Raw genomic sequence first — 20,192 nt, forward strand, 5'->3', positions numbered from 1 at the left:
CGAGAATTGTCAGATATTATTTTTCCACAATATCCACGTTATCCACAGAAAAACATCACTTTTATCCACATTGTCCACATTATCCACAAAGTTATGAACATTTTCTTATTGATAAAGCATTGGATATGGCAGCTCTTCTAAATCTGCTTCCTCACGCTGATTTTCTAGCAAGGTGATTTCTTCTGCTTCTGGTGCTTCAAAGACAAACATCATTAATAGGTCCATAATCCTGTGGTATGGATTCGAATCGAAAAGGTTTTTATGGATTCGATCGACCGCAAAGGCTAAGCGCCGATATAACCGTTCAAAGTTTTCACCCTCTGGTGCATGTGCTAAAAGCTCAAACAGCATGGGGATGTAATCCACAATTTCCTTCCCGTGATATTCAAACCCACCTTCAACAATTAGTTTTTGCAGCTTAATTAAGGCCGCCCCTCGTTTTCGGCTATCTCCCAATTCATGGGCTGTTAAGTAAAGACCAGTTCGATCCTTATAATCGAAGGTTTCTACATAGAGTTCCTGCAATTCGAGCAATGGCATCTTAAAAAGAGGTGCAATTCTTTCCAAGATTTCATTTCTCATTTTTACAGAGCCAACTTCTTCATTCACATATTCCTCGATATCCGGATACCCTTCAAGAAGAGGTTGGTCCGGATAATCAAGGATACGTGACATGATCATTAAAATTGCTTTTGCTTCATTGGTCATTGATTTCCACTTCTTTCAAATGGATATGTCACCATTCCTTCTGGTGGTGCTAAATCCTCAATACTACATGCGCCTTGCTTGTAATGGAGGTCTTCATCCATTTCGCGGCGACCTGTCGGAATCACAAAGCGCTCATTGTATTTTGCGACCCCTAATAAGCGATTCATTTCTTCAAGCTCTTCAGGTGATGTATTGGCTTCCTTTATAAGCTTGCTCATTGACTCACCATCAATTCCTCCAACGGTTTTTGCACGCATATGGACACGCATTGCAGCCATCTTCAGCAAGACGCGGCGAATGACGTCTGTATCATCTGCTGATAAAATCGATGCCAAGTACTCCATCGGAATTCTCATGTCATCAACAGCTGGTATATATCCTTCAGCATTCAAGTTTTGCTCATTTGTAATATGGTTCATAATTGGGCTAAGTGGCGGCACATACCACACCATTGGCATTGTGCGATATTCAGGGTGCAATGGTAACGCAATCTTCCACTTCATCGCCATTTTATACACCGGTGACTCCTGCGCACTTTTAATCCAACTATGATTAATTCCTTGCTCCTCTGCTTTTGCAATCACTTCTGGATCAAATGGATCTAAAAAGACAGAAAGCTGTGATTCATATAAGTCTTTCGGATCTTCAACAGACGCTGCTTCCTTCACGCGGTCTGCATCATATAACACAACCCCGATATAACGAATACGACCAACACAAGTCTCGGAACAAATCGTTGGTAGACCCGCTTCAGTACGTGGATAACAGAAATTACATTTTTCAGCCTTGTGAGTGTTCCAGTTATAGTAGACCTTGTGATAAGGACATCCATTCATACAAAAACGCCAGCCGCGGCAAGCATCCTGATCCACCAGAACAATTCCATCCTCATCCCTCTTGTATAGTGCACCTGAAGGACAAGAGGCAACACAGGATGGATTCAAGCAATGCTCACAAATTCGCGGTAAATACATCATGAATGTTTTTTCATATTCCATCGCAATATGCTCTTGAAGTTTTTGCACGTTCGGGTCCATTGGGACGACCTCACTACCACCCGCAAGGTCATCATCCCAGTTTGGGCCCCATTCCGGCTTATCCATGTATTTACCGGTAATCATTGATTTTGGTCGTGCAACAGGGATGTTTTCCCCTTTTTTTGCATTATGCAGATGTTCAAAATCGTACGTCCATGGTTCATAAAAATCATCGAGCTCTGCCATATTTGGGTTGTAAAAAATGTTTGCAAGTTTGGAAATTGGACCTCCAGCTCGTAGGTGAAGTTTGCCGTTTTTTAATGTCCATCCACCCTTATAGCGATCCGTGTTTTCCCATTCCTTCGGATACCCTGGTCCTGGACGAGTTTCCACGTTATTGAACCAGACGTACTCCATACCGGGTCGATTCGTCCATACATTTTTACATGTGACAGAACAAGTATGACAGCCGATACACTTGTCTAGGTGCATTACCATCGCCACTTGTGCTTTAATCCTCAAGCCAGTCGACCTCCTTTAATGGGCGAACAATTGTCAACGTATCTCTTTGGCTACCTGTTGGTCCATAGTAATTAAATCCATAGCTTAGCTGTGAATAACCACCAATCATATGTGTTGCCTTTGGATAAATTCTCGTCACGCTGTTATGTGTTCCACCGCGATTTTTGTTAATTGTATTTCCTGGTACACCCATTACCCGGTCCTGAGCATGGTGCATATAGACCGCTCCGCGCGGCATTCTGTACGTTAACACAGCTCTAGCCACAACGGCGCCGTTTCGGTTATATAGTTCAATCCAGTCATTGTCTTTAATTCCGATTTCAGCCGCATCTTCTTCATTCAACCAGACAACCTGCCAGCCCCTAAATAGCTGTACCATATTCTTCGTATCTGTGAACATCGTGTGGATACCCCATTTTTGGTGAGGTGTCATATAACGAAGTGTGATCGACTTCCCAGTGTTCTCAACCTCTTTTTCACCCTTAATAAAAGGACCTTTATTAATCGGCGGAAGATAAAGTGGAAGACCTTCACCATAATCGAGCATGACCTCATGATCTAAATAGAAGCTTTGTCGTCCAGTAAGTGTGTGCCACGGAATATGGAACTCTTTATTAACAGTAAAAGGTGAGTACCGACGGCCATCATTTTCAAGCCCACTCCATACCGGGGTTGAAAGGGTTTGTCTTGGCTGAATTGTCAGAGCATCTAATGTAAAGTCCTCTTCTTCACGTTCTTTTGCAATAGACTCAAGCTTCTTCCCAGTTTTCTGCTCCATCGACTTCCAGCCTTCAACAGCACGCTTCCCATTCGTCGCACCTGACATGAGAAGAATCGCATTGATCGCTTTTACATCGGAATATAGAGATGGAAGACCTTTTCCAACACCTTTTGATTTAGAAGGTCCTAGGCGATCCATGAGCGATTTCGATACCTTATCCCCAGGGATTTTGACCCCTTTCGTTCCGTAGCCATTTTTAATATTCGGTCCTACAGTTATCCACATATCATACACATTTGGATAATCGCGCTTCACGAAATTAAGGTTCGGCATCGTTTTTCCTGGAATTCCTTCCACTTCGCCTTTGCGCCAGTCTTTCACTTTTCCGAAAGGTTGGGCGATTTCATTAACCGTGTCATGGGCAAGCGGTGAAATGACGAGATCCTCTTGCGCCGGCAAATGGTCTTTTGCAAGATCTGAAAATGCTTTTGCAATTTCCCTAAAAGCATCCCAGTCACTTCTTGTTTCCCATGGCGGACTAATTGCCGCATTAAACGGATGCACAAACGGATGTAAATCTGTTGTACTAATGTCTTGTTTTTCATACCATGTAGCGGCAGGCAGGATGATATCAGAAAACAGCCCTGAACTTGTCATCCGGAAATCCATGCTGACGAAGAGATCCGTTTTTCCTTCAGGTATATCTTCAGTAACCTTAACATCCTTTGGTTGCCAGGATTGTTCTGGGTCTGATAAAACCGTATCCTTCGAACCAATTAAATGCTTAACGAAATATTCATGGCCTTTCCCGCTATCACCTAATAAATTGGAGCGCCAATTAAAGAAGACTCTTGGAAAGTTCCGCGGGTCATTTGGGTTTTCAATCGCAAAATCGAGTGTTCCATCGACCATTTGCTTTGCAATATAATCAGTCACCGCTTTGTCATCACTATTTTTTGAACGAGCTTCCCTCATGATATCCAATGAATTTTGCGAAAGTGTCGGGAAGCTTGGCAGCCAACCAAGACGTGCCGACAACGCATTAAAATCCGCCGGGTGCATATCGGAATACTTGCTGCCCCAATCTGTTTCTTTATCATCAAAATCATATTCATAGCGGAACTGCTCGGTTGCAAAATAGAAAAAGGATGTTCCGTTCATTAATCGAGGTGCTTTTACCCAGTCATTAGCAAACGCAATTTGAGAGAAGCCCTCTAATGGTCGAACCTTCTCCTGTCCTACATAGTGAGCCCAACCTCCGCCATTCACTCCTTGTGAACCTGTTAAGAGAACAAGATTTAAAATGCAACGATAGATTTGGTCACTATGGAACCAGTGATTTGTACCTCCACCCATTGCAATCATTGATTTACCTTGGGTTAGTTCTGCATTTTCTGCAAATTCACGCGCTACCTGGATAACATGTTCCTTTTTCACACCTGTAATGCTTTCCTGCCATGCAGGTGTATATGGTCGAACCGCGTCATTATAATCAGTCGGATAGTCCCCTTGAAGTCCGCGGTCAATACCTGTATGAGCAAGCATTAAGTCGTATACAGTTGTCACAATCAGTTCATTACCGGATTGGTCGATCATCCGTTTGATTGGTACACCGCGTTCCACTTTTCCGCCCTCTTTTTCGGCGAAATAAGGAAATTCGACCATCGCAACATCATCTGAATCCTTGATAAAGCTTAGCTTCGGATTAATGCTTGTGCCATCCTCTGTTGTCATATCAAGATTCCATTTCGTGCTGCTATCCCATCTGAAGCCTTGGCTTCCATTTGGAATCGCGATTTGATTCGTCGTTTCATCCCAAACCACAGTCTTCCAATCACCAAGCTCATGTAGATCAGAAAAATCAGAAGCTCTTAGAAACCGGTCGGAGCGATAGTTTTCGCCTTTTTTAGTCAGGGTAATTAGGAACGGCAGATCGGTGTATTGCTTTGCATAATCACGGAAATAAGGTGTTTCTTTATCCACATAAAATTCCTTTAAAATCACATGTGTCATCGCCATGGCAAGTGCTCCATCTGTACCCGCTTTTGCGGGTAGCCAAATGTCTGCAAACTTGTCATATTCCGCGTAGTCCGGGCTGACCCCAACCACCTTTGTTCCGTTATAACGAGATTCCACCATAAAATGGGCATCAGGGGTTCTCGTTTGCGGAATATTGGTACCCCAAATAATGAAGTATTTCGTGTTGTACCAATCACCGCTTTCCGGAACATCCGTCTGGTCACCCCACACCTGTGGCGATGCTGGCGGCAAATCTGCATACCAATCATAGAAGCTTAGAATGGTTCCACCGATTAAGGATAAAAATCGTGCCCCACCTGCATAGCTCACCATCGACATTGCCGGAATCGGGCTGAAACCGACAACTCGGTCTGGACCATATTTTTTGATGGTGTAGATGGAGGATGCTGCAATCATTTGGCAAACATCCTTCCAGTTTCCTCTGACGAATCCCCCTTTACCACGGGCAGAAACATATGATTTTCGTTTTTCCGGATCGGTGACAATATTTTCCCACGCTTGTATTGGGTTATCCGCCTTCGCAACTTCATCCTTCCATAAGGAAAGGAGGTCACCTCGTACATATGGGTATTTCACACGAGTTGGGCTGTATGTATACCATGAAAAACTCGCACCACGCGGGCAGCCGCGGGGCTCGTAATCTGGGAAATTGTCTCCGGTAGACGGATAGTCTGTTTGCTGGGTTTCATAGGCGATGATTCCGTCCTTAACATGAATTTTCCAGCTGCATGAACCTGTACAGTTCACTCCATGTGTAGAGCGGACAACCTTATCATAGGCCCAACGATTGCGATAGATCGATTCCCAGTCACGCGGGCGTGGATTTTCTTCTGTCCAGCCATCGTTTATTCGTTCTCCACGCACTAAATGCTTTAGCGAGTGGAAGAGACTATTTTGCTTTGCCAATGTCTCCATCCCTTCCCTTTAGGATATTGGCCAATGGGTTAAAGTCCTCCCCCACTAACCTGAAGCTTTGTGTGCCTGCTTGAAACTCTTCAAGGAAGACCTTCCAGCTTGATGCATTTGCCGCAGCTAAGATGAGGCGCTGCAATGTATTCATATCCTGTATTTCATAGATTTCTTCTACCATTTTTCCAGGAATATCACCAAATCGCATTCGAATTATAGCAATCAAGTCTTCCCGATCATCAATTAACATGGCGTCATTCTTCATTGAAAACAACAAACCAACCCCTTTATTTAGAAATGCGCAAGCGCCTTGCTCAGCCCCGACAAGCATAAGACGAGACGGCGAGAAGGTTGCCTTTTGACCTTCTTGACGGATTGGCTTATGACCTCGAGGGGCTAGGCGCTGAAGCTAGATATAGAGAACTGTGCCGCTATAGCTTGATCATCTTGTAATAGTCGGAAATCAACTGATTCTTACATTTTTCAGCTGTTTCTTTGAAAAAAGAAATAATCTCTTCATCTGGATTCTTTGCTTGTTCAAAGCTTACAAAGGCTGTGACAGATTGAGAAAATGATTGAGAGAATCGCAATGTCAGATCAAAGCCTTCCTTCTGCTTGACCACAGTTGCATAGATATCATAAGAGTGAATGTTATATGCGAAAAAAGTATCGACCAGCTTTTGATATAGATTTGGTGCCGCAAATCGCATCAGTTTTTCCTCAATTGCATCTTTTTTACCCATTTTCATCCCCTTTCCTCTGTTTCCTAATTTTTCATTTTATTATTCGTTACCCGCTAGCAATTTATTCATTTCATCATCGTTATGGATTTCATCAATAATGATTAAGCTGTCTAGGAGAGGTATCATTCTGTGATCGGCCTCTTCGGTCTCCAGGCTTTTCTTCATCGTTGCAACGATGCGGCGCATTAAATCATGATCACGTGTTAATTGATTGATCAATTTTTCAAGCTTCGGATCTTTATCCTTTAATTCTTTATATAAACCTTCTTCCTCAGAATCGGCATGTTTCAGTGTTCGAGATTCCCAATGGTCGATTGCAACCTCAGCTACCTGAAGTGCTTTCGCCTTATCCCCCTCCTCAACACACTTCCGGAATATATTGCGGAGCTCCTTCGCTTCATGTAAAGCCGCCTCGTGAATAGCTGAATGAGCATCCGTTTTTCGTAAACTTGGTCCTGTTGCCATTACAATCATCCTTTCTTTAATGAAAAAATAGAACTATCTTCATAATCCTTTCCAACTAGATACTACTTAAACTCCTATGCTTGTAATTCCTTAAAAATGTCACAATTAAGAGCACCAAAGTTAGTCCGATATGAACTTTTGAGGTGGGGTTATCGATTCGAATTGTGGAATGGCGCCTTATTTTCTGTAATTGCGTTTTAGTTCGCGGAATTGCGCTTTAGTTTTGATAATTGCTTCTTCGATTAGGGATTTGCTTCTTAATTATGATATTTGCTTCTTCGATCGGGGATTTGCATCTTCATTTTGATATTTGCTTCTTCGATCGGGGATTTGCTTCTTCATTTTGATATTTGCTTCTTCGATCGGGGATTTGCTTCTTCATTTTGATATTTGCTTCTTCGATCGAGGATTTGCATCTTCATTTTGGTATTTGCTTCTTCGATCCGCGATTTGCATCTTCATTTTGATATTTGCTTCTTCGATCGAGGATTTGCATCTTCATTTTGATATTTGCTTCTTCGATCGGGGATTTGCATCTTCATTTTGATATTTGCTTCTTCGATCGGGGATTTGCTTCTTCATTTTGATATTTGCTTCTTCGATCGAGGATTTGCATCTTCATTTTGGTATTTGCTTCTTCGATCCGCGATTTGCATCTTCATTTTGATATTTGCTTCTTCGATCGAGGATTTGCATCTTCATTTTGATATTTGCTTCTTCGATCGGGGATTTGCATCTTCATTTTGATATTTGCTTCTTCGATCGGGGATTTGCTTCTTCATTTTGATATTTGCTTCTTCGATCGAGGATTTGCATCTTCATTTTGGTATTTGCTTCTTCGATCCGCGATTTGCATCTTCATTTTGATATTTGCTTCTTCGATCGAGGATTTGCATCTTCATTTTGATATTTGCTTCTTCGATCGGGGATTTGCATCTTCATTTTGATATTTGCTTCTTCGATCGGGGATTTGCTTCTTCATTTTGATATTTGCTTCTTCGATCGAGGATTTGCATCTTCATTTTGGTATTTGCTTCTTCGATCCGCGATTTGCATCTTCATTTTGATATTTGCTTCTTCGATCGAGGATTTGCATCTTCATTTTGATATTTGCTTCTTCGATCGAGGATTTGCATCTTCATTTTGATATTTGCTTCTTCGATCGGGGATTTGCTTCTTCATTTTGATATTTGCTTCTTCGATCAGGGATTTGCTTCTTAATTGTGATATTTGCTTCTTCGATCCGCGATTTGCATCTTCATTTTGATATTTGCTTCTTCGATCGGCGATTTGCATCTTCATTTTGATATTTGCTTCTTCGATCCGCGATTTGCTTCTTAATTGTGATATTTGCTTCTTCGATCGGGGATTTGCTTCTTTACTTAGGTTTTCTCAATTATTGTAGAACATCAGCAAGAGCCGAGTTCACCCCCGGCCCTTGTTTACGTATCATTTTTTTCAGTTAAATCATTAAATAGGCCAACATAGTATTTAACCTCACCCGCCTCATTTTTCACTTCACTGATGGTCAGCCATTCTAGATAGAGCTCTTTGTTTTTTCGCCGATTCCAAATTTCCCCCTGCCAGTAGCCTTTACTCCGTATTGACTCCCACATCTGATCGTAAAAGGCTGAATCATGCTTTCCGGAGCGCAGGATGCTTGGCGTACTTCCAATTGCTTCCTCCGGCTCAAATCCAGTAACAGTAGTAAACGCATGATTGACTTTTTGGATGATACCCTTTGAATTTGTGACCATCATCCCTTGGGCAACATTCTCGATAAGTTTTGCTTCGGTCTGGATTTTTTCTGTGTAGAACATCCACACAACAAATACAGAGCTTAATAGGGCAAACATGGCAAGTGACATAAATCCAATCGCGTAGTGCCCTGTCATACCGAATACAATTGAAAGAACGAGTGGCGGGAAGAATCCGCCTAATCCGCCCATTGCCGATACGATTCCGTTGACAATCCCGGCTTGCTTTGAAAAATAGTATGGGACAAGCTTGAAAATCGTCCCATTTCCGATGCCAGCGCAAATCGAAACGAGCAGGCAACCAAGGGTGTATAAAACGATATTAGGTGTAAATGCCAGGAGCACTCCTGCAAAAGTAATGACGTTAAAGACAATAAACAAAATTAAATATGGATTAAATTTATCACCAAGCCAACCTCCAACCGGTCGCAGAAGGGTCGCCAATGTGATAAATCCAGCCGTTCGCAATCCCGCGTCAACCGTTGTTAATCCAAAATGAGTGACTAAAAAATTTGGTAAATACACGGTAAACGCAACAAACGAACCAAACGTTACAAAATAGAACAAGCTGAGAAACCAAAGCTTTTCATTTTTATATACACTTTTAATCTGTTCACTCAGCGCCTTGTTCACTTTAGGTTCGTTGCGGTCACCAAGTAAAAAATTTAAGAGGGCAAATAGGATAACTGGTATAAGAAATAATCGAACCGTACTTTGCCACCCGATGTTCACTGCGAGCACTGGTGCGGCAAAGGATGTGATCGCTGTTCCAATATTTCCTGCACCATATATCCCGTTCACAAATCCGTGACGTTCCTTCGGATAATACTTCGGCAACGAGGTAACCCCAATTGAGAACAAGGCTCCCCCTACCCCAATAATAAGCCCGCCAAGAATTAAATCGAACATCGAATCAGCCTTACTAATATAAAAAATTGGAAATATTAGGATGATAAATCCAATGAAAAATAACCATCTAGCACCATATCGATTTGTCCAATAGCCTAATAATATTCGTAACAAAGATCCTAAAATGACAGGAACGGCGGTGACCATTGCCGTTTGGGTATCTGTTAATGGAATATCCTGCTTGATACTAGACATCAGGGAAGACAGAATCACCCAAACCATAAACCCAACAACCAAGCTTGCAGTTTGAAGTGGCAGCTGCAACTTTTGTGTCTTCATACCTTGAACTCCTCCTCCAAACATTCCTCAAGTATTTTTCCTAGTTTACGGAATTACACGAAAATCAAACATACTTTTTTTGCGGATCAGAGGAACAGGTCCATTGACCCCAGAAAATTTACGGTGGGACGCGGAACCTGTCACCACGACCCGGATGACAATTGTCATGTGAGTTGATGACTTTATACACTAATCGGGATTGTTGGGGCGTTTTACAATGATGGTGGAGGTGTTTTATATGGAACCGATTATTGAGTTACTTCAGGTTAGTAAGTTGTTTAAAAATAAAAAAGCTGTTGATCAAATTTCTTTTTCAATTCAAAAAGGTGAAGTTGTCGCTATTCTTGGACCAAATGGTGCGGGAAAAACAACAACGATGATGATGATGTTAGGTTTATTAGAGCCATCAGATGGAAGTGTAGAGTTATTCGGGCAATCACCGAAGGAGAAAACCACCCGTGAAAAAATTGGTGCCTTGCTTCAGGAGGTAAGTGTGATTGACGCTTTAAAAGTGCGGGAGATTATTCAGCTTTTCAGGAGCTATTATCCTCAACCTTTATCCTATGAGGAATTAGTTACGTTCACTGGATTTACGAAGGATGAATTACAAAAACGGGCCAATAAGCTTTCTGGCGGTCAAAAACGGCGCCTTGGCTTTGCCCTCGCAATGGCAGGAAACCCCGATGTACTATTTTTTGATGAACCGACAGTTGGCATGGATGTGACTTCAAGAAAATTATTCTGGAACACTGTAAACGAGTTAAAAATGCGTGGCAAAACGATCCTTTTTACAACACATTATTTACAGGAAGCTGATGATATTGCCGAACGAGTGATTCTTTTTGACAAAGGAAAAATCATTGGAGATGGAACCCCTCAAAATATTAAAGCCAAACTGTTAAAACAATCAGTCTCGTTTACTCCTATTTCAGTAATAAGCTTTGAAGAAATAAGAAACATTGCACATGTAACAGATGTATATGAAAAAAATGGTCGAATCTATGTATTAACGGACAATACTGATGCTGTTTTGGCGTCCATATTTGACCGAAAGCTTCCCGTCCAACATATCGAAATAGAACGAGGTCGTCTTGAGGATGCATTTGAACAATTAGTCGAAAAAAGGGAGGCTATCTAAAATGAATGGTTTTTTCATGCAATGTAAGGCTGAGATATTACGGATTTTCCGTAATCCATATTATGTGTTTTGGTCGCTATTCATGCCAATCGCTTTTTACTTTGTTTTTACGAGAATTTTCAACTCAGGATTAGATGATCATCAGTTATGGAAGGCACATTATTTAATGTCAATGACGACGTTTAGTGTGATGGGATCTGCAATTTTAACACTTGGCATTCGGCTTGTTGAGGAAAGAAAACAAGGCTGGTCCATGTTTATGAGAATTACCCCGTTATCTGACCAAGCATATTTTGCTGCAAAAATGTTCGGTCAAACGGTGATTCATATTTTTTCAATCCTCATTATTTTTACAGCTGGTGCACTCATAAATGGGGTATCTCTCTCTGCATCAGAGTGGATCATGTCTGGATTATGGATTTTATTCGGCTCATTGCCATTTCTTGCATTGGGAACTCTTGTTGGAACAATGAAAAGAGTGGATACAGCAGCTGGCGTTTCAAATATGATTTATATGGTTCTTGCTATTAGTGGCGGCATGTGGATGCCGATGGAGGTAATGCCAAACTTCATACAATCGATTGGAAAATGGCTTCCGTCTTACCATTTCGGAAGTGGTGCATGGGAAATTGTCCGCGGCGGCCATCCAGACTGGCTTAATATCATTCTTTTGGTTGGGTATCTATTCCTTTTCATGGTAATATCAGGATATACAAGGAGAAAACAGGAAGTGGCGGTGGTAAGCTGAATGCTTCAAAAACTAAAGGAGTTTAGGGCTTTTCCTGCGAGGTATGGGTTCTTCCCTTATGTCTTTCTTATCTATCTTTTTATGCCGGCATACTACATTTCAATTGAGCAAGGATGGAAACAGACTTTGGGGATTGGGCTGTTGCTGTTGTTTCTCGTAACCTATCGGCAACTCTATAATACATTCGATAAAAATTCATACACATTTTGGTTTGTTGTGCAAATTATTATCGTTTTAATTCTTGCAATCTCTTATAATCTGTACAATTTATTTTTAGGATTTTTTTCGGCCCATTTTATTGGATGGTATCAGAGCAAGCTGTCATTTTATCGTGCATTGGGGTTGTTTGGACTTGCAATTATCATTCCATTTCTTGTTAAGTGGGATACCTTGATTATCGAGACGATTTACTTTTATTCAATTTTTATGATCATTATGCTCATTTCCCCTTTTGGTATTCGCTCAATGAATAGCCGTATGGAACTTGAAAAAAAGCTTGAAGAAGCGAATGAACAAATTGAGGAGCTTGTGAAGCGTGAAGAACGAATGAGGATTGCAAGAGACCTTCACGATACGTTAGGACATACGCTATCAATGATTACCCTAAAAAGTCAACTCGTCCATAAATTGATTAGTAAGGATACTGAAAAAGCAAAGTTCGAGACGAAGGAAATTGAACGAACATCCCGCTCTGCACTAAGACAAGTAAGAGAATTAGTATCCGACATGAGGGCCATAACGGTCGCCGAAGAACTCATTGAAACGGAGTCAATTTTACACGCAGCAGGCATTTCATTCACATTCGATGGAGACTCAAAGCTTGAGAATATCCCGTTGCTCACTCAAAATATCCTTAGCTTATGCCTGAAGGAAGGTATTACAAATGTCGTCAAACATAGCCAAGCCAAGAATTGTGCTGTCCGGCTATTGAATCATCCAGGCGAAATTGAGCTTTCCATCCATGACAATGGAAAAGGACTAAATGAAAATGTTCGAGATGGTAACGGGTTAAAAGGAATTAATGAAAGATTACGCTTAATCGATGGTTTTGTAAAAGTCATCTCACAAAATGGAACGAAATTAATGATTACGATTCCAATAATCGCTAAAGAGAAAAAGGCTGGTGTGGGTTCTTGATTAGAGTAATGATCGCCGAGGATCAAGGGATGCTTAGGGGCGCTTTAGGATCTTTACTAGATTTTGAGGAAGATATTGAAATTGTTGGGGAGGCCTCGAATGGCAAAGAAGCGTTGAAGCTGATCCTGTCGCTTCAGCCTGATGTTTGTTTAATGGATATCGAAATGCCTTATATGAGTGGTCTTGAAGTAGCAGAAGAAGCAAAAAAGCATTTTTCCACAAGTAAAATCATCATATTAACGACATTTGCCCGCCCTGGTTATTTTGAACAAGCCGTTAAAATTGGCGTACATGGGTATATGCTAAAGGATGGCTCAGTTGATGAGCTTGCGGAATCGATTCGGAGTGTGATGAAAGGAAAACGCGAATTTGCACCGGAACTGATTTTTGGAAGCATGAAAGAAGACAATCCGTTAACAGAGCGTGAACAGGACGTACTGCGATTGGCTTCAGAAGGAAAAACTTCAAAAGAAATTTCATCACAATTGTTTTTATCACCTGGAACCGTCCGAAACTATATATCCGAAATCATAAATAAACTTGGCGTCAAAAACCGCACCGAAGCCGTCACCGTCGCCAAAGAAAAAAGATGGATTTAAGGCGGCTGGGTCAGATAGACAGGTCCATTGTCTCAGGGAACTATGGTGGGACGCTGAACCTGTCTCTTAGACCCGCCTACTTTTTTTTGCTTTTTTTAAAGAAAGAGAAGAATCCTTTTTTTTCAGGTTTTTTCTGCTGTGTCAGGATTGGTTTTATTTTTTCATTAATATAGATCTCATCTTTGTCAATTGCATGATCGAATGCGAGTACTAGTCCAAGATCTGAATTGCTGTCTTTGTTTGTGACAATCGTGTATTCAATGTTATTAGCACTCGCTAGCTTCACATATTTGGACAAAAAGCGATAATCCACATGGCCATTCAAGTACATATGTACTTCATTGTTCTTTTTACAAGCATCTTGTATCTCCTGATATACTTTATTTTCTCTAACCTGTGATTGTGTGAGTACAAATTCGACTCGTTCTCTAATAGTTCCAAGAAATTTTTTTCGCTCTTCTGGCTTTATTTCCTTCGCTCCATGTATCCCCTGTTGAAGATAATCATCTACATTCTGATTCGCCATATCTGTCCTTCCCTTCATCGCTCATCTTCATTATTTCCCATTATACCAATATCTTGCTCCTTTTATGAGTATTCCGGCTTGCACGTCCATGTTCGAAAATCTTAGGGATTTACAAACGAAAAAGGGAAAAATTATTGGAAGAATATAATGTTAAATTACTAAAAAAATGAGCATCCCCCCGGACGCTCCATTTTTTATCGTGCGATATGCACTTTCAGCTGTTTTCCTTTTATCGTTGTATGTTTCATTGCCGCAAGAACAACCTGACCTTTTCCGTTTAAAATATCCACATAGGTTGCGTTCTCCTGGATGGTGATGATTCCAATGTCCTCTGCAGTAACCCCAGGAATTTTTGCAATCGTACCCACAAAATCGACCACTCGCAGCTTCTTTTTCTTTCCGCCATTAAAATAAAGCTTAACAATATCTTTGTTTATTTTCTCAGTTTTATCGTGTTTGAGTCGAGGCTTGGAATTCATTTTTTCTGCAAATGCCGATTTTGCACGAGCAACCTCAGCACTGCTTGGAGGTTCAATCCTGCTAATTTTCTCCCCAATGTATTCTTCGATTTCTTTTACTATATTTTCTTCATTCGATGTTGCAAATGTTATTGCTTTCCCTGTTTTACCTGCCCGTCCTGTCCTTCCGATTCGATGAACATACCGCTCCTTGTCCTGGGGTACGTCGAAGCTGATAACTAGGGAAATATTTTCAACGTCTATCCCCCTTGCTGCGATATCGGTAGCAACTAGATAACGGAATTTTCCTTTTTTAAAATCATCCATAACGGCGAATCGATCCTCCTGGATCATATTGCCATGGAGCTTGTCACATGAATAATTGGCTTTTTCCAGCTTTCGGTACAATTCGTCCACACCCTGCTGCGTCCTGCAGAAAATGATGCAACTATCCGGATTTTCTACCATCGTAACATCCTTTAAAAGGGAAAGCTTGTCTTCTTCCTCGGTATGGATTAAAAAATGATGTATGTTTGATTTCGTAATATTTTCTACATCGATATGCACTGGTGATTTCATGTATTGAACGGACAGATTTTCGATATCCTCTGGTAAGGTTGCCGAGAATAACATTGTAACCCGATTCTCTGGCAGTGCTTTAATAATGGCTTCAACCTGCTCAATAAAACCCATATTCAACATTTCATCTGCTTCATCGATTACCAAAAATTTTAGATTCTCGACATGAAGGGTCCCCTTTTGTAAATGGTCCAGCACCCTTCCAGGTGTTCCGACAACAACATGTGTCTTTTGCTTTAGCTCAAGCTTTTGTCGCTCATAGGACTGCTTTCCATAAATGGCGGTCGCTTTGATTCGTTTAAAACGGCCGATATTGATCACATCATCCTTCACCTGTGCAGCAAGCTCTCTTGTCGGAGTTAAAATCAAAGCTTGAGGCTTGTTTTCCTCCCACTCAACCAATTCACAAATTGGAATCGCAAACGCCGCCGTCTTCCCACTTCCAGTTTGCGATTTTCCAACAATGTCCTTTTTCATGAGTGCAATAGGAATAACCTTCGCTTGAATCTCTGTCGGGGCTTTATAACCCAAACCAGTAAGAGCTTTTACAATTTCATCATTTAATTTAAATTGTTCAAATCCGTTCATCAAAACTACCTCGTTTTTTCTTTTTATTATAACCTTTTGTTACAAAAAGCTAGTCTTTTTGAACTTTGTCGAAATTTTGGTACATATTCTCTTTGACTTCTTGGTTAAGTTGTAATAACTTAGTATAGTTATTGAAAACTAAGTTTGAATATTAATTGCTTACTAATAGATAAAAGAGGTGTATAGATGACGACGGATCAACGGAAAAAAATGATCATTTTGATGATCAATATGTTTATCGCAATCGGAAGTTTTGGGATTATTATTCCCATTTTACCTGCTTATCTTGAATCGATTAATGAGGGTGGAAAAGCAGCTGGCCTCATGATTGCGATTTTTGCAGGAGCACAATTTATTTTTTCACCAATCGCTGGAAAGTGGACGGATCAATTTGGCCGCAGAAAAATGATTATATACGGACTATCGGGTTTGACACTTTCCATGTTTATTTTTTATTTCGTGGATTCCATTTGGCTGCTGTATGCATCTCGTGTTGTCGGCGGAATAGGTGCGGCTCTTCTTATTCCGGCTATATTTGCTTACGTTGCGGATATTACAACGATGGAACAACGCGCAAAAGGGAATAGCTATATATCTGCTGCTATGTCGCTTGGAATTGTAGTGGGACCTGGGATTGGCGGATTTTTAGCTGACTATGGTATTAAATTTCCTTTTTTAATTTCCGCTTTGGTTTCACTTGTTTCGGTTATTTTCTCCTTTGCGGTATTAAAGGAAAGTCAGCAAAAAGTAGAAGGCTTTATGCCTGTTGATGACGAAACCATGGCAAAAAAGCTCTTGCGCTCCGTACGGATGCCATTTTTCATTCCATTGGTTATTACACTTGTCATGAGCTTCGGTTTAATGGCCTTTGAATCGGTCATTGGTCTGTTTGTTGATAACCAATACAACGCAACACCACAGGAAATCGCGATTATGGTCACATCAACTGGAATTGTCAGTGTAATTGTTCAATTATTTGTCGTGGATCGTATGGTCACACGCTATGGAGAAGGAAAAATTTTAAACATTTTTATTTCTGTTGCGGCATTAGGATTCCTTCTTTCATTGTTTGCGAATAGCTTTGAATTGTTCTTTGGAATTTCGCTGCTCATCTTCCTTGCGACTTCCATCCTGCGTCCGGTATTAAACACATTGATTTCAAAGCTTGCAGGTAATGAACAAGGATTTGCAATGGGGATGAACAACGCATACATGAGCATTGGAAATATATTAGGCCCAACACTTGCCGGATTATTATATGATGTGCAGATCATCTATCCATTTATGCTGGGACTATTACTCCTAATGGTCACTTTACTCATCACAATTCTTTGGCAAAAAAACACAAAAACGAAAACTCGTGTAAAAGCAGTGATATAATTGGACAAATCCCTTGACCAAGCGAATATGCCTGTTTTAATAAAACGTGAAAAGGTGACCTACAAAGTAGGTCACCTTCTTTATTTCGGACATTTTTTACTAAGAACCCAGGCCACACAGTATTCTTCCAATAGTTTCCGTGTATTTCCCTCTTCTTTTATTCCCTAATCTTCGCATACAACGCATCAGTCGATTCACTAACTTCCGCGTTAAAATAAGGCTCATATGCTTCGACAGGTGGTTTTTTAGTAGTAAAGACTGCTATTATTACTCCAATTAATGAAGCTGTTACTGCCACGACGAATGGATTCGTAGCTTCCATCGCTTTTGCGATAATGTACACTACGGAACCAATTAGAATTCCAGCATAAGCTCCAGCCTTGTTCATCCTCTTCCAGTATAAGCCAAAGAATACAACCAAGAAGAAAGCTGCTCCAAAGCCACCATATACATAAGTGAAGCCCATTGCAATAAACCACGGTGGTTTAATGGCAAGTAATACGGCGACGATTGCAATACTAAAAATACTTAGTCGCAGCCAATTTCTAAATCCTTTGTCAGACACCTTTTTCGAAAAAATGTTTAAATATACATCATAATAAAGTGACGTTGCACAGTGTAAAAGCATTGAGTTAGCAGTTGATATTGCTGCCGCACAAATTGCGATAAGTATAACCGCACCAATAAATGGATGCATATACTCTTGGATCAGCAATGGAACAATATAATCTGTTGTTTTCCCAACAGGTAAGCTAGGTATTAACACTTTTGCACCAAGACCAACGATGATAAGTGTTCCCATAATGAAAATCAATAAAAATATGGTGCCCATAATCTGCAAGATTGCAATTTTGATATTTTTTGGTGCCATCATTCTTGCAACCCAGTGTGGTGAAGATGGAGTTCCAAGTGAGTTAGAAATGAAGATTGAGAACAATGCTCCCAGACCAAAAGATCCAACTGGGGACAGAAGGATTCCTGTTTCAAGTTCAGGTCCCCCAACAATAGTAGGTGCTGTCGTAGTTGCAAGTGTATCAAGGATATTGGTCATTCCGCCAGTTAGTACCAAAACAACACCAGCCGCTAAAATAACCCCAATCATAATAAGTAGTGTGTTCAAAGTATCTGTTGCTGCAACTGACCAGAATCCGCCCAGGCTTGTTAATAGAATAAATAGTAAGAAACCAAAAATAGCAATTTCATATTTAATACCTGTGATTGTGGAAAACACAATGCCGAAACCTGTAACCTGAATATTAACTAAGAGTAAATAACCGATAAACATTAAAATTCCGACCAAAGCTTGAAGTGAGCTCTTTTTCTTAAATGGTTCAAATCTGAACCGAACAAATTCCGGAAATGTCCTTGCTGGCACTTTTGGCCTTCTGACTTTGTAGGCGACAAGAGGGAGTAATGCTCCGCCAAAGGCCCAACCGGCCACCCAGCCTATAATCGTTGCTACCCCTGTGCTATATAAATATCCTGGAATTCCAATAACCGAAGCCACACTTACCCAAGTAGCGGTTGTAGTACCGATACTCATTAACAAGCCCATTCTATGGCCGCCGATCGCAAAATCATCAATTGATTCTGCCGCCTTAAGACTTTTAATATTTGCCCACACGAGAAACACAATGTAAAAAGCAAATACTGCTATGTACCAAACCATCAATTTCCCCCACTTTCCTATTTATATTTAAATAACTTTCCGGTTGCGCCCCAACGTTTGACACCTGATTTTTCAACCTTATAGCAAAGAAATGTATTTAACACTACACTAAACACCATGACTCCAACCCAAAACATCATTGCTATAAACATACGAAATCCCTCCTTATGATTTTTCATCTGATTTCCATCCATTAATAACTAACGGAAACCACAAATACTTTCCAAAAATAGTATTCTTAAAATAGAATAATAAGGGTAATATTATTCCTAATACAAAAGTTTGTCAATGTTATAAATTATTAGATTATCTGACTAATTTTAAAAAAATAAAAAGGACAGCACTGTATGCTGTCCTTTTTTCGGATAATATTATTTGGAATTGTCTTAAAAAATCTTTGGTGGATGCTCCCTTAATGCACGCCACCCGTAAACTCACAAATTTCGTAGAGACGGTCGATGCGGTAAATGACAATTTTATGATCGTACATTTCGACGATTCCTTCGCGTTTCCATCCGTTTAAGAGGCGGTTGACACTTTCTCGGGTGGTGCCGATGAAATCACCTAAATCCTTGTTTGTTAATTCGATTGTGATGAGAATCCCATCCTTGCATTTGACCCCGTGTGTTGTGGTTAGTTTGATTATTGTCGATGCTAGTGCACCTTGCTTATCTAGAAATAGGAAATCGTACAATTTGTTTTGCATGATACGCTGTGTCCAGCCAATCCAACCCATGAATTCGACTGCAAAATTGCCGAATTGGTATAATAATTTTTTTAGATCACTCATATGGATAATGCCGATCTCAGCTGCCTCTTCTACATCTGCACGGTAATTGTAGTATAGTTTTTCTGTAAAGCCACCAAATTCTCCAATTAGACTTCCCTTTTCTTTAATGGATAATAAGAAGTCCTTTCCTCGTTCCGAGGATGCACGAAGCTTCACTCGTCCAGAGATTATATAGTACATTTTTTCAGCTTCCTCACCATCCCAAAAAAGGTGAGTACCTGCCGCAACTTTTCGAATACGCATAATGCTTTGTAATTTATTTAAATTTTCTTCAGATAGAAATTGTTCGATGCTTTCATTAATGGATTCTATGTGAGGAATCTCGTTATTTAGTTCCTGAATAATCATTGCCATTTTGAATCCCCCCGACATGACTTTATACTATAATCATACGGCTAATAGTGAAAACAGGGTATCGGGGGAACTCCTGAACTTTTCTTCGTAAATCCCCTATTTCCACTCCAGTGTTTTTCCCTAAGCTAAACACACTTATTAGGAAATCCCCCTAATCAGGATGTAAAGTTCATCTTTTTTGACCATAAAGTTAAGG

At 40.5% G+C, this 20,192-nt stretch carries 18 protein-coding genes; 5 read left to right on the forward strand and 13 right to left on the reverse strand.

Annotation, left to right across the window (positions count from 1 at the left end):
• Nucleotides 1-105 precede the first annotated feature (105 nt).
• The 8 genes from narJ to LKW28_RS16370 all read right to left on the reverse strand — a co-directional run bounded on the left by narJ (nt 106) and on the right by LKW28_RS16370 (nt 10,030).
• Nucleotides 106-708, reverse strand: coding sequence for a nitrate reductase molybdenum cofactor assembly chaperone (narJ, locus tag LKW28_RS16335; RefSeq protein WP_229141421.1), 603 nt, complete (start codon nt 706-708; stop codon nt 106-108).
• Nucleotides 705-2,207, reverse strand: coding sequence for a nitrate reductase subunit beta (gene narH, locus LKW28_RS16340; RefSeq protein ID WP_229141422.1), 1,503 nt, complete (start codon nt 2,205-2,207; stop codon nt 705-707). Before narH ends, narJ begins: the two co-directional genes overlap by 4 nt.
• Nucleotides 2,197-5,874, reverse strand: coding sequence for a nitrate reductase subunit alpha (locus LKW28_RS16345; RefSeq protein ID WP_229141423.1), 3,678 nt, complete (start codon nt 5,872-5,874; stop codon nt 2,197-2,199). Before LKW28_RS16345 ends, narH begins: the two co-directional genes overlap by 11 nt.
• Nucleotides 5,858-6,142 carry a hypothetical protein gene (locus tag LKW28_RS16350; RefSeq protein WP_420708898.1) on the reverse strand — a complete coding sequence of 95 codons (285 nt, stop codon included), beginning with the start codon at nt 6,140-6,142 and terminating at the stop codon, nt 5,858-5,860. Before LKW28_RS16350 ends, LKW28_RS16345 begins: the two co-directional genes overlap by 17 nt.
• Nucleotides 6,143-6,308: 166 nt before the next feature.
• Complete coding sequence (locus tag LKW28_RS16355) at nt 6,309-6,620, reverse strand: hypothetical protein (RefSeq protein ID WP_229141425.1); 312 nt, start codon at nt 6,618-6,620, stop codon at nt 6,309-6,311.
• Between the two features lie 39 nt (nt 6,621-6,659).
• Nucleotides 6,660-7,085 carry a hemerythrin domain-containing protein gene (locus LKW28_RS16360; RefSeq protein ID WP_229141426.1) on the reverse strand — a complete coding sequence of 142 codons (426 nt, stop codon included), beginning with the start codon at nt 7,083-7,085 and terminating at the stop codon, nt 6,660-6,662.
• Nucleotides 7,086-8,183: 1,098 nt separating this feature from the next.
• On the reverse strand, nt 8,184-8,387 hold the full coding sequence (locus LKW28_RS16365; protein WP_229141427.1) for a hypothetical protein: 204 nt from the start codon (nt 8,385-8,387) through the stop codon (nt 8,184-8,186).
• A gap of 140 nt (nt 8,388-8,527) precedes the next feature.
• Nucleotides 8,528-10,030, reverse strand: coding sequence for an MFS transporter (locus tag LKW28_RS16370; RefSeq protein WP_229141428.1), 1,503 nt, complete (start codon nt 10,028-10,030; stop codon nt 8,528-8,530).
• Between the two features lie 238 nt (nt 10,031-10,268).
• Here LKW28_RS16370 and LKW28_RS16375 point away from each other — a divergent pair, with 238 nt between their 5' ends.
• The 4 genes from LKW28_RS16375 to LKW28_RS16390 are packed head-to-tail and all read left to right on the forward strand — an operon-like array spanning nt 10,269 to nt 13,652.
• Entirely contained in the window at nt 10,269-11,168 is a 900-nt protein-coding gene (locus tag LKW28_RS16375; protein ID WP_229141429.1) for an ABC transporter ATP-binding protein, read from the forward strand.
• Nucleotide 11,169: 1 nt separating this feature from the next.
• Nucleotides 11,170-11,916 carry an ABC transporter permease gene (locus tag LKW28_RS16380; RefSeq protein WP_229141430.1) on the forward strand — a complete coding sequence of 249 codons (747 nt, stop codon included), beginning with the start codon at nt 11,170-11,172 and terminating at the stop codon, nt 11,914-11,916.
• The gene (locus LKW28_RS16385; RefSeq protein ID WP_229141431.1) at nt 11,917-13,053 is read left to right on the forward strand and encodes a sensor histidine kinase; all 1,137 of its coding nucleotides are present in this window, start codon (nt 11,917-11,919) and stop codon (nt 13,051-13,053) included. It abuts the gene before it with no gap.
• Nucleotides 13,050-13,652 (forward strand): response regulator transcription factor, encoded by a 603-nt coding sequence (locus tag LKW28_RS16390; RefSeq protein ID WP_229141432.1) that lies wholly within the window; start codon nt 13,050-13,052, stop codon nt 13,650-13,652. Before LKW28_RS16385 ends, LKW28_RS16390 begins: the two co-directional genes overlap by 4 nt.
• Nucleotides 13,653-13,728: 76 nt before the next feature.
• Here LKW28_RS16390 and LKW28_RS16395 read toward each other — a convergent pair whose 3' ends face one another.
• Together LKW28_RS16395 and LKW28_RS16400 are read right to left on the reverse strand one after the other, a co-directional pair.
• On the reverse strand, nt 13,729-14,178 hold the full coding sequence (locus tag LKW28_RS16395) for a YueI family protein (RefSeq protein WP_229141433.1): 450 nt from the start codon (nt 14,176-14,178) through the stop codon (nt 13,729-13,731).
• Nucleotides 14,179-14,372: 194 nt separating this feature from the next.
• On the reverse strand, nt 14,373-15,803 hold the full coding sequence (locus LKW28_RS16400) for a DEAD/DEAH box helicase (protein WP_229141434.1): 1,431 nt from the start codon (nt 15,801-15,803) through the stop codon (nt 14,373-14,375).
• Between the two features lie 186 nt (nt 15,804-15,989).
• On the opposite strand from LKW28_RS16400, the gene LKW28_RS16405 reads away from it, so the two are divergent.
• Complete coding sequence (locus LKW28_RS16405) at nt 15,990-17,183, forward strand: MFS transporter (protein ID WP_229141435.1); 1,194 nt, start codon at nt 15,990-15,992, stop codon at nt 17,181-17,183.
• Between the two features lie 157 nt (nt 17,184-17,340).
• Here the strand turns inward: LKW28_RS16405 and LKW28_RS16410 are convergent, their stop codons facing one another.
• The 3 genes from LKW28_RS16410 to LKW28_RS16415 form a co-directional block, all read right to left on the reverse strand.
• Complete coding sequence (locus LKW28_RS16410) at nt 17,341-18,852, reverse strand: sodium:solute symporter family protein (RefSeq protein WP_229141436.1); 1,512 nt, start codon at nt 18,850-18,852, stop codon at nt 17,341-17,343.
• Between the two features lie 17 nt (nt 18,853-18,869).
• Nucleotides 18,870-19,004 (reverse strand): hypothetical protein, encoded by a 135-nt coding sequence (locus tag LKW28_RS23020; protein ID WP_267498032.1) that lies wholly within the window; start codon nt 19,002-19,004, stop codon nt 18,870-18,872.
• Between the two features lie 260 nt (nt 19,005-19,264).
• Nucleotides 19,265-19,996 carry a Crp/Fnr family transcriptional regulator gene (locus tag LKW28_RS16415; protein ID WP_229141437.1) on the reverse strand — a complete coding sequence of 244 codons (732 nt, stop codon included), beginning with the start codon at nt 19,994-19,996 and terminating at the stop codon, nt 19,265-19,267.
• Nucleotides 19,997-20,192: the final 196 nt, after the last annotated feature.

This window comes from Bacillus sp. REN16 (assembly GCF_020731355.1).
In the GTDB taxonomy this organism is placed as follows: Bacteria; Bacillota; Bacilli; order Bacillales; family Bacillaceae_L; genus Ferdinandcohnia.